The 18,760-nt window shown below is 60.8% G+C and carries 18 protein-coding genes; 7 read left to right on the top strand and 11 right to left on the bottom strand.

The window, feature by feature from the left end:
• Nucleotides 1-702, bottom strand: coding sequence for a hypothetical protein (locus J3P89_RS04705; RefSeq protein WP_434696833.1), 702 nt, complete (start codon nucleotides 700-702; stop codon nucleotides 1-3).
• A 35-nt stretch (nucleotides 703-737) separates the two neighbouring features.
• Entirely contained in the window at nucleotides 738-1,190 is a 453-nt protein-coding gene (locus tag J3P89_RS04700; RefSeq protein WP_434696832.1) for a MarR family winged helix-turn-helix transcriptional regulator, read from the bottom strand.
• Between the two features lie 174 nt (nucleotides 1,191-1,364).
• On the opposite strand from J3P89_RS04700, the gene aceE reads away from it, so the two are divergent.
• Nucleotides 1,365-4,034 (top strand): pyruvate dehydrogenase (acetyl-transferring), homodimeric type, encoded by a 2,670-nt coding sequence (gene aceE, locus J3P89_RS04695; RefSeq protein ID WP_434696831.1) that lies wholly within the window; start codon nucleotides 1,365-1,367, stop codon nucleotides 4,032-4,034.
• A gap of 288 nt (nucleotides 4,035-4,322) precedes the next feature.
• Here aceE and J3P89_RS04690 read toward each other — a convergent pair whose 3' ends face one another.
• On the bottom strand, nucleotides 4,323-5,036 hold the full coding sequence (locus J3P89_RS04690) for a FadR/GntR family transcriptional regulator (protein WP_434571931.1): 714 nt from the start codon (nucleotides 5,034-5,036) through the stop codon (nucleotides 4,323-4,325).
• A gap of 96 nt (nucleotides 5,037-5,132) precedes the next feature.
• Between J3P89_RS04690 and J3P89_RS04685 the strand changes: the two genes are divergently transcribed.
• Nucleotides 5,133-5,876, top strand: coding sequence for a FadR/GntR family transcriptional regulator (locus J3P89_RS04685; protein ID WP_434571929.1), 744 nt, complete (start codon nucleotides 5,133-5,135; stop codon nucleotides 5,874-5,876).
• A gap of 124 nt (nucleotides 5,877-6,000) precedes the next feature.
• Here the strand turns inward: J3P89_RS04685 and J3P89_RS04680 are convergent, their stop codons facing one another.
• The 7 genes from J3P89_RS04680 to J3P89_RS04650 all read right to left on the bottom strand — a co-directional run bounded on the left by J3P89_RS04680 (nucleotide 6,001) and on the right by J3P89_RS04650 (nucleotide 13,308).
• Nucleotides 6,001-6,723, bottom strand: a complete 723-nt coding sequence (locus tag J3P89_RS04680) for an oligogalacturonate-specific porin KdgM family protein (protein WP_434696830.1) — start codon at nucleotides 6,721-6,723, stop codon at nucleotides 6,001-6,003.
• Between the two features lie 130 nt (nucleotides 6,724-6,853).
• A complete protein-coding gene (locus J3P89_RS04675) occupies nucleotides 6,854-7,621 on the bottom strand; it encodes an ABC transporter ATP-binding protein (RefSeq protein WP_434628436.1) in 768 nt (255 codons plus the stop codon).
• 10 nt (nucleotides 7,622-7,631) lie between these two features.
• On the bottom strand, nucleotides 7,632-8,471 hold the full coding sequence (locus tag J3P89_RS04670) for an ABC transporter ATP-binding protein (protein ID WP_434628434.1): 840 nt from the start codon (nucleotides 8,469-8,471) through the stop codon (nucleotides 7,632-7,634).
• 10 nt (nucleotides 8,472-8,481) lie between these two features.
• The gene (locus J3P89_RS04665) at nucleotides 8,482-9,390 is read right to left on the bottom strand and encodes an ABC transporter permease (protein ID WP_434628431.1); all 909 of its coding nucleotides are present in this window, start codon (nucleotides 9,388-9,390) and stop codon (nucleotides 8,482-8,484) included.
• A complete protein-coding gene (locus tag J3P89_RS04660) occupies nucleotides 9,390-10,427 on the bottom strand; it encodes an ABC transporter permease (protein WP_434571920.1) in 1,038 nt (345 codons plus the stop codon). The genes J3P89_RS04665 and J3P89_RS04660 overlap by 1 nt, the downstream gene beginning before the upstream one ends.
• Before the next feature lie 35 nt (nucleotides 10,428-10,462).
• Complete coding sequence (locus J3P89_RS04655; protein WP_434696829.1) at nucleotides 10,463-12,085, bottom strand: ABC transporter substrate-binding protein; 1,623 nt, start codon at nucleotides 12,083-12,085, stop codon at nucleotides 10,463-10,465.
• 68 nt (nucleotides 12,086-12,153) lie between these two features.
• The gene (locus J3P89_RS04650; RefSeq protein ID WP_434696828.1) at nucleotides 12,154-13,308 is read right to left on the bottom strand and encodes a mandelate racemase family protein; all 1,155 of its coding nucleotides are present in this window, start codon (nucleotides 13,306-13,308) and stop codon (nucleotides 12,154-12,156) included.
• A 239-nt stretch (nucleotides 13,309-13,547) separates the two neighbouring features.
• Between J3P89_RS04650 and J3P89_RS04645 the strand changes: the two genes are divergently transcribed.
• Nucleotides 13,548-13,964, top strand: a complete 417-nt coding sequence (locus J3P89_RS04645) for a VOC family protein (protein ID WP_434655762.1) — start codon at nucleotides 13,548-13,550, stop codon at nucleotides 13,962-13,964.
• A 42-nt stretch (nucleotides 13,965-14,006) separates the two neighbouring features.
• Here J3P89_RS04645 and J3P89_RS04640 read toward each other — a convergent pair whose 3' ends face one another.
• On the bottom strand, nucleotides 14,007-14,378 hold the full coding sequence (locus tag J3P89_RS04640; protein WP_305498907.1) for a PH domain-containing protein: 372 nt from the start codon (nucleotides 14,376-14,378) through the stop codon (nucleotides 14,007-14,009).
• Nucleotides 14,379-14,577: 199 nt separating this feature from the next.
• Between J3P89_RS04640 and J3P89_RS04635 the strand changes: the two genes are divergently transcribed.
• The 4 genes from J3P89_RS04635 to dctM all read left to right on the top strand — a co-directional run bounded on the left by J3P89_RS04635 (nucleotide 14,578) and on the right by dctM (nucleotide 18,673).
• Nucleotides 14,578-15,573, top strand: coding sequence for a TRAP transporter substrate-binding protein (locus J3P89_RS04635; protein WP_434696827.1), 996 nt, complete (start codon nucleotides 14,578-14,580; stop codon nucleotides 15,571-15,573).
• 125 nt (nucleotides 15,574-15,698) lie between these two features.
• Nucleotides 15,699-16,694 (top strand): C4-dicarboxylate TRAP substrate-binding protein DctP, encoded by a 996-nt coding sequence (dctP, locus tag J3P89_RS04630; protein WP_434571906.1) that lies wholly within the window; start codon nucleotides 15,699-15,701, stop codon nucleotides 16,692-16,694.
• A 66-nt stretch (nucleotides 16,695-16,760) separates the two neighbouring features.
• On the top strand, nucleotides 16,761-17,393 hold the full coding sequence (locus J3P89_RS04625; RefSeq protein ID WP_434571904.1) for a TRAP transporter small permease: 633 nt from the start codon (nucleotides 16,761-16,763) through the stop codon (nucleotides 17,391-17,393).
• Nucleotides 17,390-18,673, top strand: coding sequence for a C4-dicarboxylate TRAP transporter large permease protein DctM (dctM, locus tag J3P89_RS04620; protein WP_434571903.1), 1,284 nt, complete (start codon nucleotides 17,390-17,392; stop codon nucleotides 18,671-18,673). The genes J3P89_RS04625 and dctM overlap by 4 nt, the downstream gene beginning before the upstream one ends.
• Nucleotides 18,674-18,760 lie beyond the last annotated feature (87 nt).

Genomic DNA, 18,760 nt, shown 5'->3' with positions numbered 1-18,760 from the left:
CTACCGCACCGCCTCCCCCTGTGGATAAACATCACTGACATTCAGCGATAACTGCGCAGCCACTTCGTAGCCATCGGCCTTGGTGAAGTTCAACTGGAATTCCTGGTACGTGGGGCCCTTGGTCCAGCGGTTGACTTGCAGGTCCTGATACCGGGAGCTTTCTCCCGGCGCAAGCTGGCCGAACTGTGGATAACCCGCGTCGGCAAAAATCCTGTCTGCGTCGAACCAGTCCAGTTCTTTTCCGAGACTCACCGCGGGTCCCACCGCCGCCCACGCCTCTGGCGTGACTTTCTGGCCAACGTCGAGGAAGAGCACTTTGCTCTCTTTCGCAGCGATCAGGAATGGCAAGGTCATCGGCATTCCCGTGGAATCGAGCAGCTTGGATTTCATGCCGATGTACTGCCCGCCGCCCTCCTCCCGGCGCTCCCATATTCGCCAGTCAATGACGCTTTCCGGATTGAAGCTGTTGTTAGTGAGGATGATCTTGTAACGCTGTTTGAAGAGTACCGGGAAGTCGGCGTGGGGCTTGAAGAACGAGACTTTGTCGTGTTCAGCACCGACACGGACGATGATCGGCGTCTTTCGACTGGCGATGCCGTGCTGGTATTGCTGGTAGCTGAAGAACGCGGACGCGATGGAGACGACCAAGGCGAGTGTTGCAATGACATCCGTTCGGGTGAGGGTCTTGAACCATTTGATCATGGGTGGCTTATCCGGCACTGAGTGAAGTCCATCGCCTATTTCCTTCGACCACTGCTGCGCGCCGCTGTGGCCGCACGCTCCAGCGCTTCGCTGAAGACTCGCTGCTGGTCGTCGTCGAACTGCGCCAGGAACAATTCGTCCACCGCCTCTTCGTAGATTTTCCACATTTTCTTGCGCAGCACTTTCCCGCTCTCGGTGATGGCGGCATACGCCCCTCGGCCGTCATCACTGGCGCGGCTGCGGGTGACCAGGCCTTCCGCCTCCAGGCGGTCCACCAGGCGGGTGAGGTTGTAGCGCTCGATGGCCATGACATCGGCCAGTTCGCTCATCCGCCGGGCGCCGTCGGGGCCGCTTTCCAGGCCCCATAACGCGTCGTACCAGGCGTAGGCCGGCAGCCCGGCGGACGCCAGCCGACGCTCGATTTCGCGGATCAGGCAACGGTGGGCCCTGACGAATCTGAACCAGGTATCCGGCTCGCTGGATGACATGCAGCACCTTTCTCAAGAAATCGATTTAGTTGCAATTGTAGCGCGCGGCAGGCTAAGTTCTCGCACGTAGTTGCAAGTGCAACTACAAAATTCTCGAAGGTTGGCGTCGACCCACGCCCCTTAGTCAGGCACCAAACGACTCGGTGCTGCTGCACTGTCCAGGAGACGACAACGATGGCACAACAATCCATGTTTCTCGACGAGGATCCACAAGAGACTCGCGAATGGCTCGAATCCATTGAATCGGTGGCGAGTGTCGAAGGGCGCTCTCGTGCCCACTACCTGATCGATCAGATGCTTGATTTCGACGCCAACCGCCACGGTGATTTCTACGGGCGCGTGACGACGCCCTACGTCAATACCATCCCGGCCGACCGCCAGCAGCCCTACCCCGGCGACCTGGCCGTGGAGCGCCGGATCAATGCCTATATCCGCTGGAACGCGCTGGCCATGGTGCTGCGCGCCGGCAAACATTCGAACGTCGGCGGGCACATCGCGTCCTACGCGTCGGCGGCGGTTTTGTATGACGTCGGCTTCGAGCATTTTTTCCGTGGCCGCACCGAGCAGTTCGCCGGTGACATGGTGTACATCCAGGGCCACTCATCACCGGGCATCTATGCACGCGCTTATCTGGAAGGACGCCTGAGCGAAGAACAGTTGGATAACTTTCGCCGCGAGACCGACCGCGACGGCGTTTCGTCCTATCCGCATCCACGGCTGATGCCTGACTTCTGGCAGTTCCCGACAGTGTCCATGGGGCTGGGTCCTATCACGGCCGCGTATCAGGCCCGGTTCATGCGCTACCTGGAAGATCGCGGCCTGAAGGAACACCAGGGCCGCAAGGTCTGGGCGTTTCTCGGTGATGGTGAAATGGACCAGCCCGAATCCCTGGCGGCGATTTCCCTGGCGGGCCGGGAGAAGCTCGACAACATCATCTTTGTCGTCAACTGCAACCTGCAACGCTTGGACGGCCCGGTGCGTGGCAACAGCAAGGTGATCCAGGAATTCGAAAGCCTGTACCGGGCGGCCGGCTGGAATGTGATCAAGGTGATCTGGGGCAGCGGCTGGGATGCCCTGCTCGATAAAGACAAGAGCGGCCTGCTGCGCCAGCGGATGATGGAGTGCGTGGACGGCGATTATCAGAACTACAAATCCCAGAACGGCGCCTATGTGCGCGAGCACTTCTTCGGCAAGTATCCAGAGCTGCTGGAGCTGGTCAGCGACCTGAGCGACGACGATATCTGGAAGCTGTCTCGCGGCGGCCACGACCCGGAAAAAGTCCACAACGCCTATGCCGCCGCCATGCGCCACACCGGCGGGCCGACCGTGATCCTGGCCAAGACCGTGAAGGGTTTCGGCATGGGCGAAGCCGGTGAAGGCCAGAACATCAACCATCAGCTCAAGAAAATGGGCGACGACGCGGTCAAGGCGTTCCGTGATCGGTTCGGTCTGGAACTCAGCGATGACCAGTTGGGCGACATGCCTTACCTCAAGCCGGCCGCGGACAGCGTCGAGGCGCTGTACCTGCAAGCCAGGCGCAGCCAGTTGGGCGGCTATATCCCGGCCCGTTTTAATGCCGTGGCGCCGTTGCAGGTCCCGCCTTTGTCGTCGCTGGATACACAACTCAAAGGCACTGGCGAACGGGCGATCTCTACCACCATGGCGTTCGTGCGCATCCTCGGCACACTGCTCAAGGATCCGAATATCGGCAAGCTGATCGTGCCCATTGTCCCGGACGAATCACGGACCTTCGGCATGGAAAGCCTGTTCCGCCAGATCGGTATCCATTCCCACGTCGGCCAGCTATATACGCCGCAAGACGCCGGCCAGTTGAGCTATTACAAGGAAGCCCGGGACGGCCAGATCATGCAGGAGGGGCTGAACGAGTCCGGCGGGATTTCTTCATGGATCGCCGCGAGTACGTCCTACAGCACCCACGGCGTGATGACGGTGCCCTTCTACATCTTTTATTCGATGTTCGGCTTCCAGCGCGTCGGCGACCTCGCCTGGGCCGCCGGTGACGCCCGGGCTCGCGGCTTCCTGCTCGGCGCCACCTCCGGCAGGACCACGCTGATGGGCGAAGGCCTGCAACATGACGACGGCCACAGCCATCTGCTGTCCTCGACCATCCCCTGCTGCGTGTCCTACGACCCGACCTACGCCTATGAATTGGCCGTGATCATCCAGGACGGCATGCGGCGGATGTATGCCGAAAACGAAGACATCTTCTATTACGTCACCGTACTCAACGAAAACTACGCACAACCTGCAATGCCCGAAGGTGTCGAGCAAGGCATTCTCAAGGGCATGTACCGGCTCTCGGCGCCTGAAAAGCCTGTCGAAGGCAAGCATGTCCAACTGATGGGCTGCGGTTCGATTCTTCAGGAAGTGGTCGCGGCGGCGCAGTTGCTGGAACAGGACTTTGGCGTCAGCAGCGAAGTCTGGAGCGTAACCAGCCTGACCGAACTGCGTCGCGACGGCCAGGAAGCCGAACGCTGGAACCTGCTGCATCCCGAGCACGCGCCGCGTATCGGTTATGTGGAAAGTTGCCTGCAGGACAAACAGGGGCCGGTGGTGGTCGCGACTGACTACATGAAGATATTCGCCGACCAGATCCGCCCGTTCGCACCCAATCGACGCTTCGTGGCCCTCGGCACCGACGGTTTCGGCCAATCGGATACCCGTGAGTCACTGCGTAGATTCTTTGAGGTGGATCGTCATTTCATCGCCCTCGCGGCGTTGAAGGCCCTGGCCGACGACGGGGAAATACCGCGGGAAAAAGTAGCCGAGGCCATCAGGCTTTACGGCATTGATCCGCAAAAGCAGAACCCTGCGAAGGTTTGATTCTCAGCCGCATGGCGGTGACCGTCGGGCACAACCATGCGCATTGACTAACGTTGTGGGAGCGAGCCTGCTCGCGAAATCGGTCTGTTAGTCAGCGCAGAGGTTGATGTGGATTCCGTGGCGAGGGAGCTTGCTCCCGCTCGGCTGCGCAGCAGTCGCAAAAAAAGCGGGGGCCGCTTCGCAGCCCAGCGGGAGCAAGCTCCCTCGCCACAACAGCCCCCGCCGCTGCAGAGAAGCACTCCATGCGGGCTTGTTCGCGAGCAGGCTCGCTCCCACAGTGGTGCGCGGTTACGGCGCCTTCGACTCCACCACACCCCGGACCCGCTGCTGCATGTTGATCAGATGCAACCGCATCGACGCCCGCGCCGCTTCGCCGTCCCGTCGCGCCAATGCCGCGTAGATCTGCTCGCGTTCACGCACCACCAATGCTCGATTTTCAGTTGCCATCGCTGGCAGCGCCTGCTGGACCACGGCGATCAGGGTATTGCCGACGTGCGCCATCGCGTCGATAAAAAAGCTGTTGCCGGTGCATTGGGCAATCTGCCGATGAAATTCGAAATCCATCCGGGCGCTGTTGTCGTCCGTTGCGTCGGCGGCATTCGCCGCATCCAGCGCTTCGCGCATTGCCAGCAACTGCTCCGGCGTGGCGCGTTGCGCAGCGATGCCGGCCGCTTCCACTTCCAGGCTCAGGCGCAGTTCGATGACGGCCAGCGCGTCATGGGCGCCGCCCTTGATGTGCTTGCCGCCCTGGAAATCACCCGGGCGCGCGGTGTCGACGACGAAGGTGCCGATGCCATGGCGCGTCTCGACCAAGCCTTCGGCCTGCAGCCGCGACATGGCTTCGCGGACCACGGTCCGACTGACGCCGCGCTCTTTGATGATCACCTGTTCGGTTGGCAGTTTGCTGCCCGCCGGCAGCTCGCCTGCGAGTATCTGCTGCGTCAGGTCGACCACCAGTTGCTGAGTCATGCTCAGGCGTCGATCGGTTGTGACACGCTCCATTGCACCTATCCATCAAGCCAGACGATCGCGGCATTATAGCCGCGACCTTGGGCCAAAACTCACTATAATGCCCGCTGATCACACTAGAGCACGCCGATGACGGACCAAGCGTTATCTCCATTGAACAAGCCGCGCCGCCTGGCCGAAACACTGGTCGACCGTTTTGCCCAGCGCATGCGCGACGGCATTCTGAAATGCGGCGAAAAGCTCCCCACCGAAGTGCACATCATGGAAGCCGAGGGTGTCAGCCGTTCGGTGGTGCGCGAGGCGCTGTCGCGCTTGCAGGCGGCGGGGTTGGTCGAGACCCGCCATGGCGTCGGTACGTTTGTCCTGGATATGCCGGCACCGGAGGGGTTCACCCTCGGGCCGGCGACCATTGCGACGTTGTCGGACGTACTCAATTTGCTGGAGTTTCGCCTGAGCCTGGAAGTGCAGGCCGCCGGCATGGCCGCAGAACGCGCCACGCCCGAAGCCCTGGCCGAACTGGCCCAGGCGCTGGAGGCGTTGCTGCAAGGGCCGGAAAAATCCGGCACCACGATCAATGCCGATTTCCAGTTCCATCTGAAAATCGCCAAGGCGGCCGGCAATTACTACCTGATCGACATCATGAAGCACCTGGGTACAAAGCTGATCCCGCGCACCCGGATGAACTCCGCCTACTCCGGGCAAAGTGATCGCAGCGCCTACCTGCAGGGGATCAACGCCGAACACCAGCAGATTTTCGATGCCATCGCCAGCCGCAATGCCGACGCGGCGCGGGCGGCCATGTACCTGCACTTGAGCAACAGCCGCATGCGCCTGTGTGAAACCCAACAACGCCAGGCGTTCTACAACGAATAACCTTTGTTCCCTGTGGGAGCGAGCCTGCTCGCGAAGACGGTGGCACATCCAACATCACCGCCCCAGACAGACCGCTATCGCGAGCAAGCTCGCTCCCACAAGTTGATCCCGGTGATCTCGCGACTCAAAAAAAGTTGTATTGAATACCCACCCGCAAGCGCAACTGCCGATCGCTGTCCACCGAATTGACCTTGATGTCACCGACCTCAAAGAACGGTGCCCAACGCTTATCCCACTTGTACTTGACCACGGCATTCTGCTCATAGTCGTCAGTACCGCCGTTGTAACGAATGTAATCGGCATCGAAGTAAGTCAGTTGGTATTCATAGGCCCACGGCCCCTGGTTCGCATAGTTGATGTAGACGTCGTAGCGATGGATCGTCTGGTCGTCCTGGCCATTGTCCGGCACGTCGTGATCCACCTTGTCGCGGTCCAGTTTGCTGGCGTCGTAACGGTAACGCCCGGCGATGCTCAGTTCCTTGGTGATCTTGTAGCCCAGGCGCAAGCCCATCTTGTAGGTGGTGGACTCCTCGTCGCTTTCCATGGCGAACGAAGGCGTCAGCGTCCAGCGGTCGTCGATCTTGTGCTGGTAGTTGACGGTGAACTCATGGCCGCTGCCGACAGTGTTGTCGAAGGCGACATCTTCCCGATCCCCGGCGGTCTTGTATTTGAGTTCGCCTTCCAGGCCCACACCGTTATCCAGCCTGATGCCGAACTTGGCGCGGTCGGCGTGCATGCGGGTCTTTTCGGCGTATTGATGGCGAACGTTGATGTAACCGGTATCGGCCTGAACGACAAACGAAGTGAACAATGAAGCGATCGACAAAACGGTGAATATCTTTTTCATGTTTTTTATTCTTGTTGGTTGAAATCAATAGTTGGGGTGAACGTCAAATCGCAGGCGAGCGCGTGCGCGCATTGAAACTTGCGGTTCAACGTGTGCTGCGGTTTAAAACAGTTACAGCGGCTTGGTTACTTCATACGGCGATGGGTATTCGCTGTATGTCGCGACTGGCTTGCACCAGCAAACGGGTGTACTCGTGGGCGGCGCCATCGCTCGCCAGCAGCTGGCTGTCGAGGGTTTCCACCACCCGGCCCTGTTGCATCACCGCCAGCCGATCACACAAGTGCGCAACGACGGCCAGATCATGGGTCACCATCAGGTAGGTCAGGCCCTCCTGACGACGCAGATCAGCCAGCAGATTGAGAATTTCCGCCTGCACCGAGACGTCCAGTGCCGAGGTTGGCTCGTCCAGCAGCAATACCCGCGGCCGCAGGATCAGCGCCCGGGCAATCGCCACGCGCTGGCGCTGGCCGCCGGACAACTGATGCGGATAACGAAAGCGGAAGCTGTCGTTCAAGCCGACCTTGCGCAGGATCTCGCTGACCTTTTGCCCGCGCCCGTCAATGCCGTGGATGCGCAGCGGTTCCTGCAACGCGGCGTCGATGGTGTAGCGCGGATGCAATGAAGCGTAGGGATCCTGGAAAACCATCTGCACGGTGCGGTAGTGGTCCAGCGGCAGCTTGCGCGTCACCGCCCGCCCGGCGATCTGCAACCGTCCCGCCCAGTGCTGGTACTGTCCGGCCAGGCAACGCAGCACGGTGGTCTTGCCCGAACCGGACTCCCCCACCAGGCCGAATGCCTCGCCTTCGCCAACGCTCAGGTCGACGTCGTGCAGTACCGCGTTCAGTGCCGCGCCGGTGCCGAAACTGAGGTTCAGGCCGGCGATTTCGATCATGTTCATGACAGGCTCCTCAAGCGTTCAACCAACGTGGGTCGCGCTGCAGCACCGGCAGCGTGGCGCGCGGGTGATCCAGGCTTGGCAACGCGGCCAACAGGCCTCGGGTGTAGGGATGGGTGGCGTTATCCAGGTCAGCGGCGGCAATCGACTCGACCACCCGGCCGGCATACATCACCAGCACGCGATCACAGAAATGCCGCACCAGGTTCAGGTCATGGCTGATGAAGATCAGTCCCAGGTCACGCTCGCTGACCAACTCCTCCAATACGTTGAGCACCTGCCGGCGCACCGACACGTCCAGCGCCGAGGTCGGCTCGTCGGCGATGATCACCTGAGGATCGGTAATCACCATCATGGCGATCATGATCCGCTGGCCCATGCCACCCGAGACTTCATGGGGGTACAGGTCATAGACCCTTCGAGGATCACGGATGTGCACCTTGCCGAGCATGTCCAGCGCCCTTTCGCGGGCTTCGCGATGGGGCACCTTGTGATGGGCGAGATAGGCTTCGGCGATTTGCTCGCCGACCCGCACCACCGGGTTCAGCGAGTATTTCGGATCCTGCATGATCATCGACATGCGCGCGCCACGAATCGCCTGGATCTGCTTTTCGCTGGCCTTCAGCAAATCGATGTCGGCAAAACGCAGGGTCTTGGCGGTGACCCGCGCCGTCGGCGGATGCAGGCGCAACAAGCTGCGGCCGACGGTGGATTTGCCCGAGCCGGATTCACCGACGATGGCGAGTTTTTCCCGCCCCAGGGTGAACGACACATCACGCACCGCCAGGGAGGTTTTGCCGGCGTTGCGAAACTCCACGCACAAATCCTGCACGGCCAGTTTTATCTCAGTCATGGGACTTTCCTCAGGATTGGCTGCGGGGGTCGAGGACGTCGCGCAAGCCGTCGCCCAACAGGTTGAAGGCCAGGCTGACCAGCATGATCGCCGCACCCGGCGCCGCCACCAGCCACCAGCTTTCGAGCATGTAGCGCCGGCCGGTGGAGATCATCGCGCCCCACTCCGGCAGCGGTGCCTGGGCGCCGAGGCCGAGAAAGCCCAGGGCGGCGGCGGTGAGGATGATGCTTGCCATGTTCATGGTCAGGCGGATGATCACCGACGACAGGCACATCGGGATGATATGGCGCAGGATGATCCGGGCACTCGACGCGCCTTGGAGCTGCACCGCGACGACAAAGTCGGCGTTGCGCAGCGGCAGGGTTTCTGCGCGAGCCAATCGGGCGATCGGCGGCCAGGCCGTCAGCGCGATGGCAATCACCGCGTGCTCCAGGCCCGGGCCAAGCGCCGCGATGAAGGCCAGCGCCAGCACCAGGCTCGGAAACGAGATGAAGATGTCGGTGATGCGCATGAACAGGCTGTCGACCCAGCCGCCGAAGTAACCGGAGATGGTCCCGACCAACAGGCCGATGGGACCGACAATCACCGTCACCAGCAAGACGATGTACAAGGTGATGCGCGAGCCGTACACCAACCGGGCGAACACATCGCGACCGTATTCATCGGTGCCGAACCAGTGCGCGCTGCTGGGCGCTTGCAACGCGCCGGCGAGGTTCTGCAACAACGGGTCGTGGCCGGCGATCCATGGCGCGAACGCCGCGACCACCATCAAGGTCGCGACGACAACCAGGCCGGCGAACGTCATCGGGTTGCGCAGCAGAAAGCGCAGCAGCCGGGCGGCGCTGGCGACCAGCGCTGCCGTACTCGAAGCGGGCAGCGCGGTATCGCCGGCTGCGCTCGAAGCAAGGGGCAGATTCATTAGCGGGTCCTCGGGTCGAAGAGCTTGTACAGCGCATCGCTGATCAGGTTCAGCGTCACGAAGATGAGGCCGATCAGCAGCACGCAGGCCATCACTGCGTTCATGTCGCCGAGCAACAGACTGCTCGTCAGGTATTGGCCGAAGCCCGGCCAGGCGAACACGGTTTCGATCAGCACCGCGCCCTCCAGCAGCCCGCCGTAGGCCAGCGCGACAATCGTCAACAGCTGCACGCGGATGTTGCCGAAGGCGTGACCCCAGACAATCTTGCGTTGGGACAGACCCTTGACCCGGGCAGTGATGATGTACTCCTGGGACAGCTGCTCGAGCATGAAGCTGCGAGTCATGCGGCTGATGTAGGCGACCGAGTTGAAACTGAGGATCACCGCCGGCAGCAGGATGTGCCGCAGCGCACTGCGAAAGGCTTCCCAATCGCCGGACCAGGCGGTGTCGATCAACAGCAGTCCGGTGTGCCTCGGAATCAGCCCGTCGTAGGCCAGGCCGATTCGCCCGACGCCACCGGCCCAGCCCAACCAGGCGTAGAACACCAGGAAGGCCATCATGCCGATCCAGAAGATTGGCGTGGAATAGCCGAATAGCGTGATCAACCGCGCGACGTGGTCACCGGCGCGGCCCTGATGAGTCGCCGCGTAGACACCCAGCGGCAGGCCCGCCAACACGCCGAACAGAATGGCCAGGGTCGCCAGTTCCAAGGTGGCCGGGAAGACCCGGGCGATGTCGCTGATGACCGGGTTGCCGGTCAGCAAGGCCATGCCGAAGTCGCCGTGGAGCAGGTCGCCGAGGTAGATCGCGAACTGGGTCCACAGTGGCTTGTCCAGGCCCAGCTCCTGATAGACCTGGGCGTAGGCCGAGGCGTCGGCGTCCGGGCCAACGATTGCCAGCACCGGGTCCAGCGGCATCACCCGGCCGATAAAAAAGGTCAGCAGCAGCAACCCCAGCAGCGTCACCGCCACCGAACCGCCGCGCCGGGTCGCCGAGGCGGCCCGGGTTGTCCAGATTGAAAAGGATGCAGTCGACATGTTCATTTCCTGCCTTGGCCTTGAGGCCGTCGATTTCAGCGCTGCTTGTAGACGTCGCGAAGACGCGTGGTGGCGGCGGTGTGGCCGATGTAGTTGCGTACGTCGGCGTGAATCACCACCTCGTCCACCATTTGCGAGACCGGCATGATTGCCCCGGCCTGTTGGTCGTAGAGGGTCTGGATCTGGGCATACATCTGCCGCTGCCGTTCGGGGTCGCGCTCGCGCTCGGCCTGTTCAATCAACTGATTGAGCTGCGGGTTGAAGAACGAGGTGCGCCAGCCCTGGAAGTTGCTCAATTTGGCTTCGCTGCGGTTGTCCGGGTTGTACACCAGAGCCCGCAGGCTCGAATGCGGATGGCGCTCCGCCCCACCACCGCCACGCCCCACGAGGATGTCGAACTGGCGGTCGCGCATCGCCCCGTAGATCTGGTTGCCGGTACCGGTGATGATCGTCGCCTGGATGCCCGCCTGGGCCAGCGTCGCTTGCAGGCTGGTGGCGATGTTGATGAAGGGCGGGTCGGTCAGCGAACGGATGCTCACCTTGAAGCCCTCGGCGTGACCGGCTTCTGCCAGCAGGCGGCGAGCCTCGGCCACGTCCAGGCGATAACCCGGATCGTCCAGGCGTGCCGGCAAGCCCAGTTGCATCGGGCGCTGGTTGATCACGCCGTAGTGCGGCATCACCACGTCGTTGATGCCCTGGTAGTCGATCAGCAGACGGATCGCCTGGCGCACCCGGATGTCCTGGAACAGCGGCTGCTGCATGCTCATCGCCACGTAGTACAGCGTGCCGCGGGCGATACTCTGGATGCGCACCGCATCCACCTTGCCCAGCGCCTTGATGTCGGTCGCCGCCATGCCGCGGGCGACATCCAGGTCACCGCGCTCGACCATCAGGCGCAGGGCCTGGGACTCGGTCATGTTGCGCATGATCACCCGGCGCAACTTCGGCGCGCCGCGCCAGTAGTCCTCGTTGCGGCTCATCAGGATCACGTCGTTGGCGCGCCAGATATCCAGCTTGAACGCACCGGACCCGGCGGTGTGCGTCGCCAGCCAGGCCGCGCCCTGGTCGTCACCGACCTGATGCTGCAAGGCCACCGAGCGGTCGATGATGAACGCACTCGGCGAGGTGGCCAGGGTGTTGAGCACCAACAGCGGGTCGGTGACGCGTGGCAGCTCCATGACGAAGGTGTGCGGCCCTTCGGCGCGCATCAGCCGGGCGACGTTGTCGGCGCTGAAACCGTAGGCTTTCCAGGTGGACGCCAGGGCGCGGTTGAGGGTGACCACACGTTGCAAGGACCAGGCGACATCTTGCGCAGTAAGCGGCGCACCGGAGTGAAAACGGACGTCGTCACGCAACTGGAAGGTGAGACGCATGCGGTCCGGGCTGACTTCCCAGCTTTTCGCCAGGGCCGGCACCAGCGTGTCCGGCTGCGCCGCGTCCTGCTCCAGGAGCATGTCGTAGACATTGGCGTTGACCTCGGCAACTTCCAGGCCGGTCGCGGCCGCCGGGTCCAGGGACAGCAGGTTGATCATGCTCATGCCCACCACCAATTGGTCGGCGGGCGTTTCGCCTTGGGCCAGGCTGACGGGCACCTGCACTGCGCACAGCGCCACGATGACACACAGCAGCCTGGTCAGGCGCTTGGGCCAGAGTTTCATGGTTCAGTCCTTTCTTATATTTATAAGACTTGTCGCCCGGGCCGCTCAGCCTCGGACGTGGTGCGCCATCAGTGTCGAGACAAGGTGTTGGCTTCGATATACGCGAAGTTGATGTCCTCGCCCAACCCCGGCCGATCAGACAGATGCACGTAACCGTCGGCATCCATCGGGTCGACAATACTGTTGAGGTGCGCTGGTACTTCCTCGTAATCAAGGAACGGGTGCAGCAGGCCGCGCTCGTACCACCGGCAGTTGCTGATCGCGCCCACCACCGCCAGGTTCGCCGCGCCGTTGCCGTGGACCTCGCAATCCATGCCGAACGACTCGGCCAGGTGCGCCACTTTCAGGCAAGGGCCGATACCGCCGACGCCAGCCACGCCGGCGCGCAGGATGTCACAGGACTTCTGCGCCACCCAACTGGCGCGGCTGTGGAATTTTCCGGCAATGCTTTCCGGGCCCAGCACCGGGATGTCCAGGTTGGCGGCCAGCCAGGCGTACGACTCGGCAGAGTCTTCCATCATTGGTTCTTCGAACCAGGCGAAATTCAGTTTCTCCAGGGCCTTGCCAATGGTCAGTGCATCCATGCGGCTGTACCAGTGGTAGCCATCGAGCATCAGGGCGATGTCCGGGCCGACCGCCTCGCGCACTGCCGCGCAGGCCTGGATGTCCATCTGCGGATTCGGCGCGAAGGAAATCGGCGGCATCCAGGTGTGCAGCTTGATTGCCTTGTAGCCGCGCTTGACGAGCTTTTCGGCGAACTGGCCGTACTCATCCGGCGTCGACAGACCGCCCGGCAAATCATCGCCGCACATGGTCGAGCCGTAGGCCAGGACTTTGTCACGGTAACCGCCGATGAGCTTGTGCACCGGCAACTTCAGCTTGCGCCCGGCCAGATCCCACAAGGCTTGCTCAACCAGCGCCAGCGCGCGGTCGGTGAACTGGCCCGCGCTGCCGCGCTGCCAGTGCGCCAGGTCTTGCCAGATGCTCTCACGGTCCATCGGGTCGCGGCCGATCAGCACCTTGCGCACGAACGATTCGATGATGTGTGGACGAATCAACTCGGGCGTACCGAAGGCGTAACCCTCCGAGCCATCGTCGCAGCTGATGCGCAGCAGGGCCATCTTGATCATGACTTCGTCGCCTGGATGGGCGTGGCCGGCGCTGTCCTGGGCGCGGCGCGACGGGGTGGAAAAGATTTCGACGTGAACGCCTGTGATTCTCATAAGAAGGAGCCACCGTGTGGTTATTTTTATTTGTATGTCGTCATACAACGTGGCGGATTATTTGTACGTTTACTCGGAGCTGTCAAGCCTGTACATCAGCTAAATATGAGGTTTTTCGGATAGGCTCTATTTTTGAAAAGATGATGACTTAAAATGTCGTCATACCACGCCATGATGATAAGCTCGTTTCCCTTGGGAAATTCTGGTGGCCCATTTGTGCCCGCCTTGTGGAGACCGGTATGAAAAATTTCACCATCGAGCGCATCGACCACGTCGTACTGCGCGTGACGAACATCGAGCGCAGCCTCGCCTTCTACACCTCGGTGCTCGGTTGCGAACTGAAGAAGCGGCGGGACGATCTGGGGTTGGTCCACCTCGGCGCCGGGGCGTCGATGATCGATCTGGTGGATGTCGAAGGACCGCTCGGCCGTCAGGGTGGCGCGGCGTCGGGTAGGCAGGGGCACAACGTCGATCACTTCTGCCTGCGCGTCGAACCGTTTGACGAACAGGCCCTGCTCGCTCATCTGGGCGCAGCCGGGCTGGAGGTCGAGAAGGCACAGATGCGCTATGGCGCGGAGGGGCAAGGCTGGTCGATCTATTGCTTCGACCCGGATGGCAACCAGATCGAGTTGAAGGGACCGGCGCTGGAGCCTTGAGCTCCAGCGGGACTTACGCTGCCGGGGTGCGCTTGTATCGACTCAGACCAAAAGGTGTCTGGAAATGACCTTGGAGATTTCGACGATGCCGGTCTTGCCGGTGAATTCGAACTTCACCTTGCCCAGGGACGAAAAATAAATCTCCAGTTCGGAATCCAGGTCGAAGGTGCCGGAGGTTTCCACCGAATACGCAACGATATTCTTGTAGGGCAGCGAGGTGAAATCCTTCTTGCTGCCGGTAATGCCCTGCACGTTTACCGCGATGATGCGTTTGTTGGTGAACACCACGCCATCACGCATCGACTTGTAGGCGTCGATCACTTGTTCACCGTCCAGCAACAGATCCGAGACGCGTTCGGCGTATTCGTTGTTTTGCTTGAGCTTGAAGAAGCCTTTGTTGTTGAAATCGATCATCGCTGAATCCGTTGTTGAGTTTTTTGAAACGTCCTGTCCAGTGATCCCGGAGGCCAAGCCTGACAGGCGCGGCTGGTTCTCCTCCAGGATCCGCAACTTTCCGGCAGCCCGCATTTTTTGCTCCTAGACTTGCCAGTGTTTGCAGTTCGTCGGGGCTGGAATGAGCTCGTACAATAAACATAAATCGAAGGGATACGCCATGCTCGAACCTTTATGGAAAGCGCTCATCTGCACCCTGGTTTTCAGCGCACTGGGCAGCGCCTACGCAGCCGACCCCCTCGTGATCAGGTTTTCCCATGTGGTGGGCGAACAGACGCCCAAGGGCCAGGGCGCCCTGATGTTCAAGAAGCTGGTGGAGGAGCGGTTGCCGGGCAAGGTCACGGTGGAGGTGTATCCCAACTCCACGCTGTATGGCGACGACAAGGAAATGGAAGCGTTGCTGCTGGGAGACGTGCAGATCATCGCGCGGTCACTGGCCAAGTTCGAGCAGTACACCCGCAAGGTGCAGTTGTTCGACTTGCCGTTCCTGTTCGATGACATTACCGCGGTGGACCGTTTCCAACAGAGCCCCGAGGGCCAGCAACTGCTCAAGTCCATGGAGAGCAAGAACGTCACCGGCCTGGCCTATTGGCACAACGGCATGAAGCAGCTGTCGGCGAACAAACCCCTGCGCACGCCCGAAGATGCGCGCGGCCTGGTCTTCCGTGTGCAGACTTCCGCGGTGCTGGAGGAACAGTTCAAGGCGGTGAGTGCCAAAGGCCAACCGATGATTTTCTCGGTGGTGTATCAGGGCTTGCGTACGGGCCTGGTCAACGGCACGGAAAATACCTATTCAAATTTTTACAATCAGAAACTGCATGAGGTACAGAAATACGTTACCGAGTCCAACCACGGCATCCTCGACTACATGCTGATCACCACATCGGATTTCTGGAACGGCCTGCCGCCGGATATCCGCAGTGAGCTGGAAAAGATCGTGGTCGAATCCACCGCTCATGCCAACAAGGAAGCGGAGCGATTCAACCAGCAGGACAAACAGCACGTCCTGGACGCCAAGACCACCGAGATCATGACCCTCACGCCGCAAGAGCGAGATGCCTGGCGAGAGAAAATGAAACCGGTATGGGCGAAGTTCGAAAAGGATATCGGCCCGGAGCTGATCAAAGCCGCCGAAGCGTCCAACAAGACGCAGTAAAGCCCTGCACTTGATGTCACAATGCCCCGGCAAGCTGTTTTTCTGCCTAGACTTGCAAGTGTCCCACCGTGCGTCGTGTTTTGAATGAGCCCGCACGTGAAAAACTAAAAATAAAAGGAACCCCTATGTTTAAACCTATGTGGAAAGCACTCGTCTGCACACTGGCCCTCAGCGCGTTGAGCAGCGCCATGGCGGCTGATCCGGTGGTTATCAAATTCTCGCACGTGGTGGCCGAACAAACCCCCAAAGGCCAAGGCGCGCTGCTCTTCAAAAAGTTGGTAGAAGAGCGATTGCCGGGCAAGGTTAAGGTCGAGGTGTACCCCAACTCGTCGTTATTCGGCGATGGCAAGGAAATGGAAGCCCTGCTCCTGGGTGACGTGCAAATGATTGCGCCATCGCTCGCCAAGTTCGAGCAATACACCAAGACGGTGCAGTTGTTCGACCTGCCGTTCCTGTTTGATGACATTTCTGCCGTGGACCGTTTCCAACTGAGCCCTGAAGGTCAGAAACTGCTCAAGTCCATGGAAAGCAAGAACATCACCGGCCTGGCCTATTGGCACAACGGCATGAAGCAACTCTCTGCCAACAAACCACTGCGCGAACCCAAGGATGCCCGTGGCTTGAAGTTCCGCGTGCAGGCGTCTGCCGTGCTCGAAGAACAGTTCAAGGCCGTCAATGCCAACCCGCGCAAGATGAGTTTCGCCGAGGTGTACCAAGGCCTGCAGACCGGCGTGGTCAACGGTGCGGAAAACCCCTACTCGAACATCTACAGCCAGAAAATGCATGAAGTGCAGAAGTACATCACCGAGTCCAACCATGGCTTGCTCGACTACATGCTGATTACCAACACCAAGTTCTGGAATGGCCTGCAGCCGGACGTACGCAGCGAACTGGACAAGATCCTTGTGGAAGTCACCGCCCATGTGAACAAGGAAGCGGCGCAACTGAACCAGAACGACAAGCAGCGCATCCTCGACGCCAAGACCACCGAGATCATTACCCTCACGCCTGAAGAACGCAACGCATGGCGCGACAAGATGAAACCGGTCTGGAAGAAGTTCGAAGGTGACATCGGCGCTGACCTGATCCAAGCCGCCGAAGCCTCCAACAAGGCTCAGTAATGGGTTGGTCGGCGCTGCCGCCGTGGCAGCGCCGGCCTGTCGTCCTCCCTGCAGGAGATGCCATCCATGAACGCCCTTCGGCGCACCTGGGAACATTTCGAGGAAGGTTTCATTGCCTTCCTTCTGGCCGCCATGACGTTGGTCACTTTCGTCTACGTGGTCCTCAACAACCTTTATGCAGTGTTCTACAGCCTTGGCGACAACTGGCCAGCCGCCAGCGAACCGATGTTCGCCATTGGCGACGGCATCATGGGCATGGCCCAGGCCATGACCTGGAGCAGCGCGCTGACCAAGGCGCTGTTTGGCTGGCTGATTTTCTTTGGCCTGTCGTATGGCGTGCGCACGGCCGGCCACATCGGCGTCGACGCGCTGGTCAAACTGGCGAGCAAACCGGTGCAGCGCATTATCGGCGTGATCGCCTGCCTGTGCTGCCTGGCCTACGCCGGGTTGCTGGCCGTGGCGAGTTACGAATGGATCAATACCTTGATGATTGCCCAGATCGGCGCGGAAGACCTCGGCCATTTCGGCATCATGCAATGGCACGTAGGGTTGATCGTGCCGGTAGGATTCGCCCTGGTGTTTATCCGTTTCGCGGAAATCCTGGTGCGCATCCTGATGAACCGTCAGACGGGCCTGGGGCTGGCTGATGAAGCGGCCGAAGCGATCAAACTGACCGAGATCGAGGAAGACAAGCCATGACCATTGCCTTCCTCTTCCTTGCGCTGTTCGTGTTGATGTTCATTGGCGTGCCTATCGCCATTTCCCTCGGGCTGGCCGGTTCGCTGACGATTATTTTCTTCAGCCCCGACTCCGTACGCTCCCTGGCGATCAAGCTGTTCGAGACATCCGAGCACTACACCCTACTGGCGATTCCATTCTTCCTGCTGGCCGGTGCGTTCATGACCACGGGTGGCGTGGCGCGACGGTTGATCGACTTTGCCAACGCCTGCGTCGGACACATCCGCGGTGGCCTGGCGATTGCGGCAGTGCTGGCGTGCATGCTGTTTGCCGCACTGTCCGGTTCCAGTCCCGCGACGGTGGCAGCGGTGGGTTCGATTGCCATCGCCGGCATGGTGCGCTCAGGTTATCCCCAGGCGTTTGGTGCCGGTATCGTCTGCAACGCCGGGACCCTGGGCATCCTGATTCCGCCGTCGATCGTCATGGTGGTCTATGCCGCCGCGACCGAAACCTCGGTAGGCAAACTGTTCATGGCCGGTGTGATACCAGGCCTGTTGCTCGGCACAGCGTTGATGGTGGCGATCTACATCGTCGCCGTGAAGAAAAACCTGCCGGCAATGCCCCGAGCCACGTTTCGCGAATGGCTGACCACGGCCCGCAAAGCCATTTGGGGCTTGCTGCTGATGGTCATCATCCTCGGCGGGATCTATTCCGGGATGTTCACCCCGACAGAAGCAGCGGCGGTGGCGGCAGTGTATTCGGCGTTTATTGCGTTGTTCGTCTACAAGGACCTGACGTTCCGCGAAACCCCCAAGGTGCTGCTGGAGTCGGCCAAGCTGAGCATCATGCTGATGTTCATCATCGCCAACGCCATGCTCTTCGCCCACGTGCTGACCACCGAGCAACTGCCGCAGCAAATCACTGCGTGGGTGATCGAGGCCGGGCTGACGCCAGTAACCTTCCTGCTGGTGGTCAACATCGTGCTGCTGATTGCCGGTGCGTTCATGGAGCCGTCGGCGATCATCCTGATTCTGGCGCCGATCCTGTTCCCTATCGCCATGAAGCTGGGCATCGACCCGATCCACCTGGGCATCATCATGGTGGTGAACCTGGAGATCGGCCTGATCACGCCGCCGGTGGGCTTGAATCTGTTCGTCACCTCGGCGGTGACCGGCATGTCGCTGACGGCGACCATCCGCGCGGCCATGCCGTGGCTGATGATTCTGCTGGCGTTCCTGGTGCTGATTACCTATGTACCGTGGATCTCGCTCGCGCTGCCTAACTGGTTGGGGATGAGCTGATTATTCCGAGCTGAACATACCGCCCTGTGGTGAGGGAGCAATGCTCCATTGCCGCAGGTGCGCATGCCCCCTCCCAGCGTACGCATG

This window comes from Pseudomonas sp. Z1-14, assembly GCF_051132005.1.
Taxonomy (GTDB): domain Bacteria; phylum Pseudomonadota; class Gammaproteobacteria; order Pseudomonadales; family Pseudomonadaceae; genus Aquipseudomonas.
The sequence above is the reverse complement of the archived record's forward strand: the minus strand, read 5'-3'. Positions and strand labels throughout refer to the sequence as shown.

Coding starts and splice junctions, on each gene's coding strand:
- J3P89_RS04705 (WP_434696833.1), bottom strand. CDS start 702: ATGATCAAATGGTTCAAGACCCTCACCCGAACGGATGTCATTGCAACA.
- J3P89_RS04700 (WP_434696832.1), bottom strand. CDS start 1,190: ATGTCATCCAGCGAGCCGGATACCTGGTTCAGATTCGTCAGGGCCCAC.
- aceE (WP_434696831.1), top strand. CDS start 1,365: ATGGCACAACAATCCATGTTTCTCGACGAGGATCCACAAGAGACTCGC.
- J3P89_RS04690 (WP_434571931.1), bottom strand. CDS start 5,036: ATGGAGCGTGTCACAACCGATCGACGCCTGAGCATGACTCAGCAACTG.
- J3P89_RS04685 (WP_434571929.1), top strand. CDS start 5,133: ATGACGGACCAAGCGTTATCTCCATTGAACAAGCCGCGCCGCCTGGCC.
- J3P89_RS04680 (WP_434696830.1), bottom strand. CDS start 6,723: ATGAAAAAGATATTCACCGTTTTGTCGATCGCTTCATTGTTCACTTCG.
- J3P89_RS04675 (WP_434628436.1), bottom strand. CDS start 7,621: ATGAACATGATCGAAATCGCCGGCCTGAACCTCAGTTTCGGCACCGGC.
- J3P89_RS04670 (WP_434628434.1), bottom strand. CDS start 8,471: ATGACTGAGATAAAACTGGCCGTGCAGGATTTGTGCGTGGAGTTTCGC.
- J3P89_RS04665 (WP_434628431.1), bottom strand. CDS start 9,390: ATGAATCTGCCCCTTGCTTCGAGCGCAGCCGGCGATACCGCGCTGCCC.
- J3P89_RS04660 (WP_434571920.1), bottom strand. CDS start 10,427: ATGTCGACTGCATCCTTTTCAATCTGGACAACCCGGGCCGCCTCGGCG.
- J3P89_RS04655 (WP_434696829.1), bottom strand. CDS start 12,085: ATGAAACTCTGGCCCAAGCGCCTGACCAGGCTGCTGTGTGTCATCGTG.
- J3P89_RS04650 (WP_434696828.1), bottom strand. CDS start 13,308: ATGAGAATCACAGGCGTTCACGTCGAAATCTTTTCCACCCCGTCGCGC.
- J3P89_RS04645 (WP_434655762.1), top strand. CDS start 13,548: ATGAAAAATTTCACCATCGAGCGCATCGACCACGTCGTACTGCGCGTG.
- J3P89_RS04640 (WP_305498907.1), bottom strand. CDS start 14,378: ATGATCGATTTCAACAACAAAGGCTTCTTCAAGCTCAAGCAAAACAAC.
- J3P89_RS04635 (WP_434696827.1), top strand. CDS start 14,578: ATGCTCGAACCTTTATGGAAAGCGCTCATCTGCACCCTGGTTTTCAGC.
- dctP (WP_434571906.1), top strand. CDS start 15,699: ATGTTTAAACCTATGTGGAAAGCACTCGTCTGCACACTGGCCCTCAGC.
- J3P89_RS04625 (WP_434571904.1), top strand. CDS start 16,761: ATGAACGCCCTTCGGCGCACCTGGGAACATTTCGAGGAAGGTTTCATT.
- dctM (WP_434571903.1), top strand. CDS start 17,390: ATGACCATTGCCTTCCTCTTCCTTGCGCTGTTCGTGTTGATGTTCATT.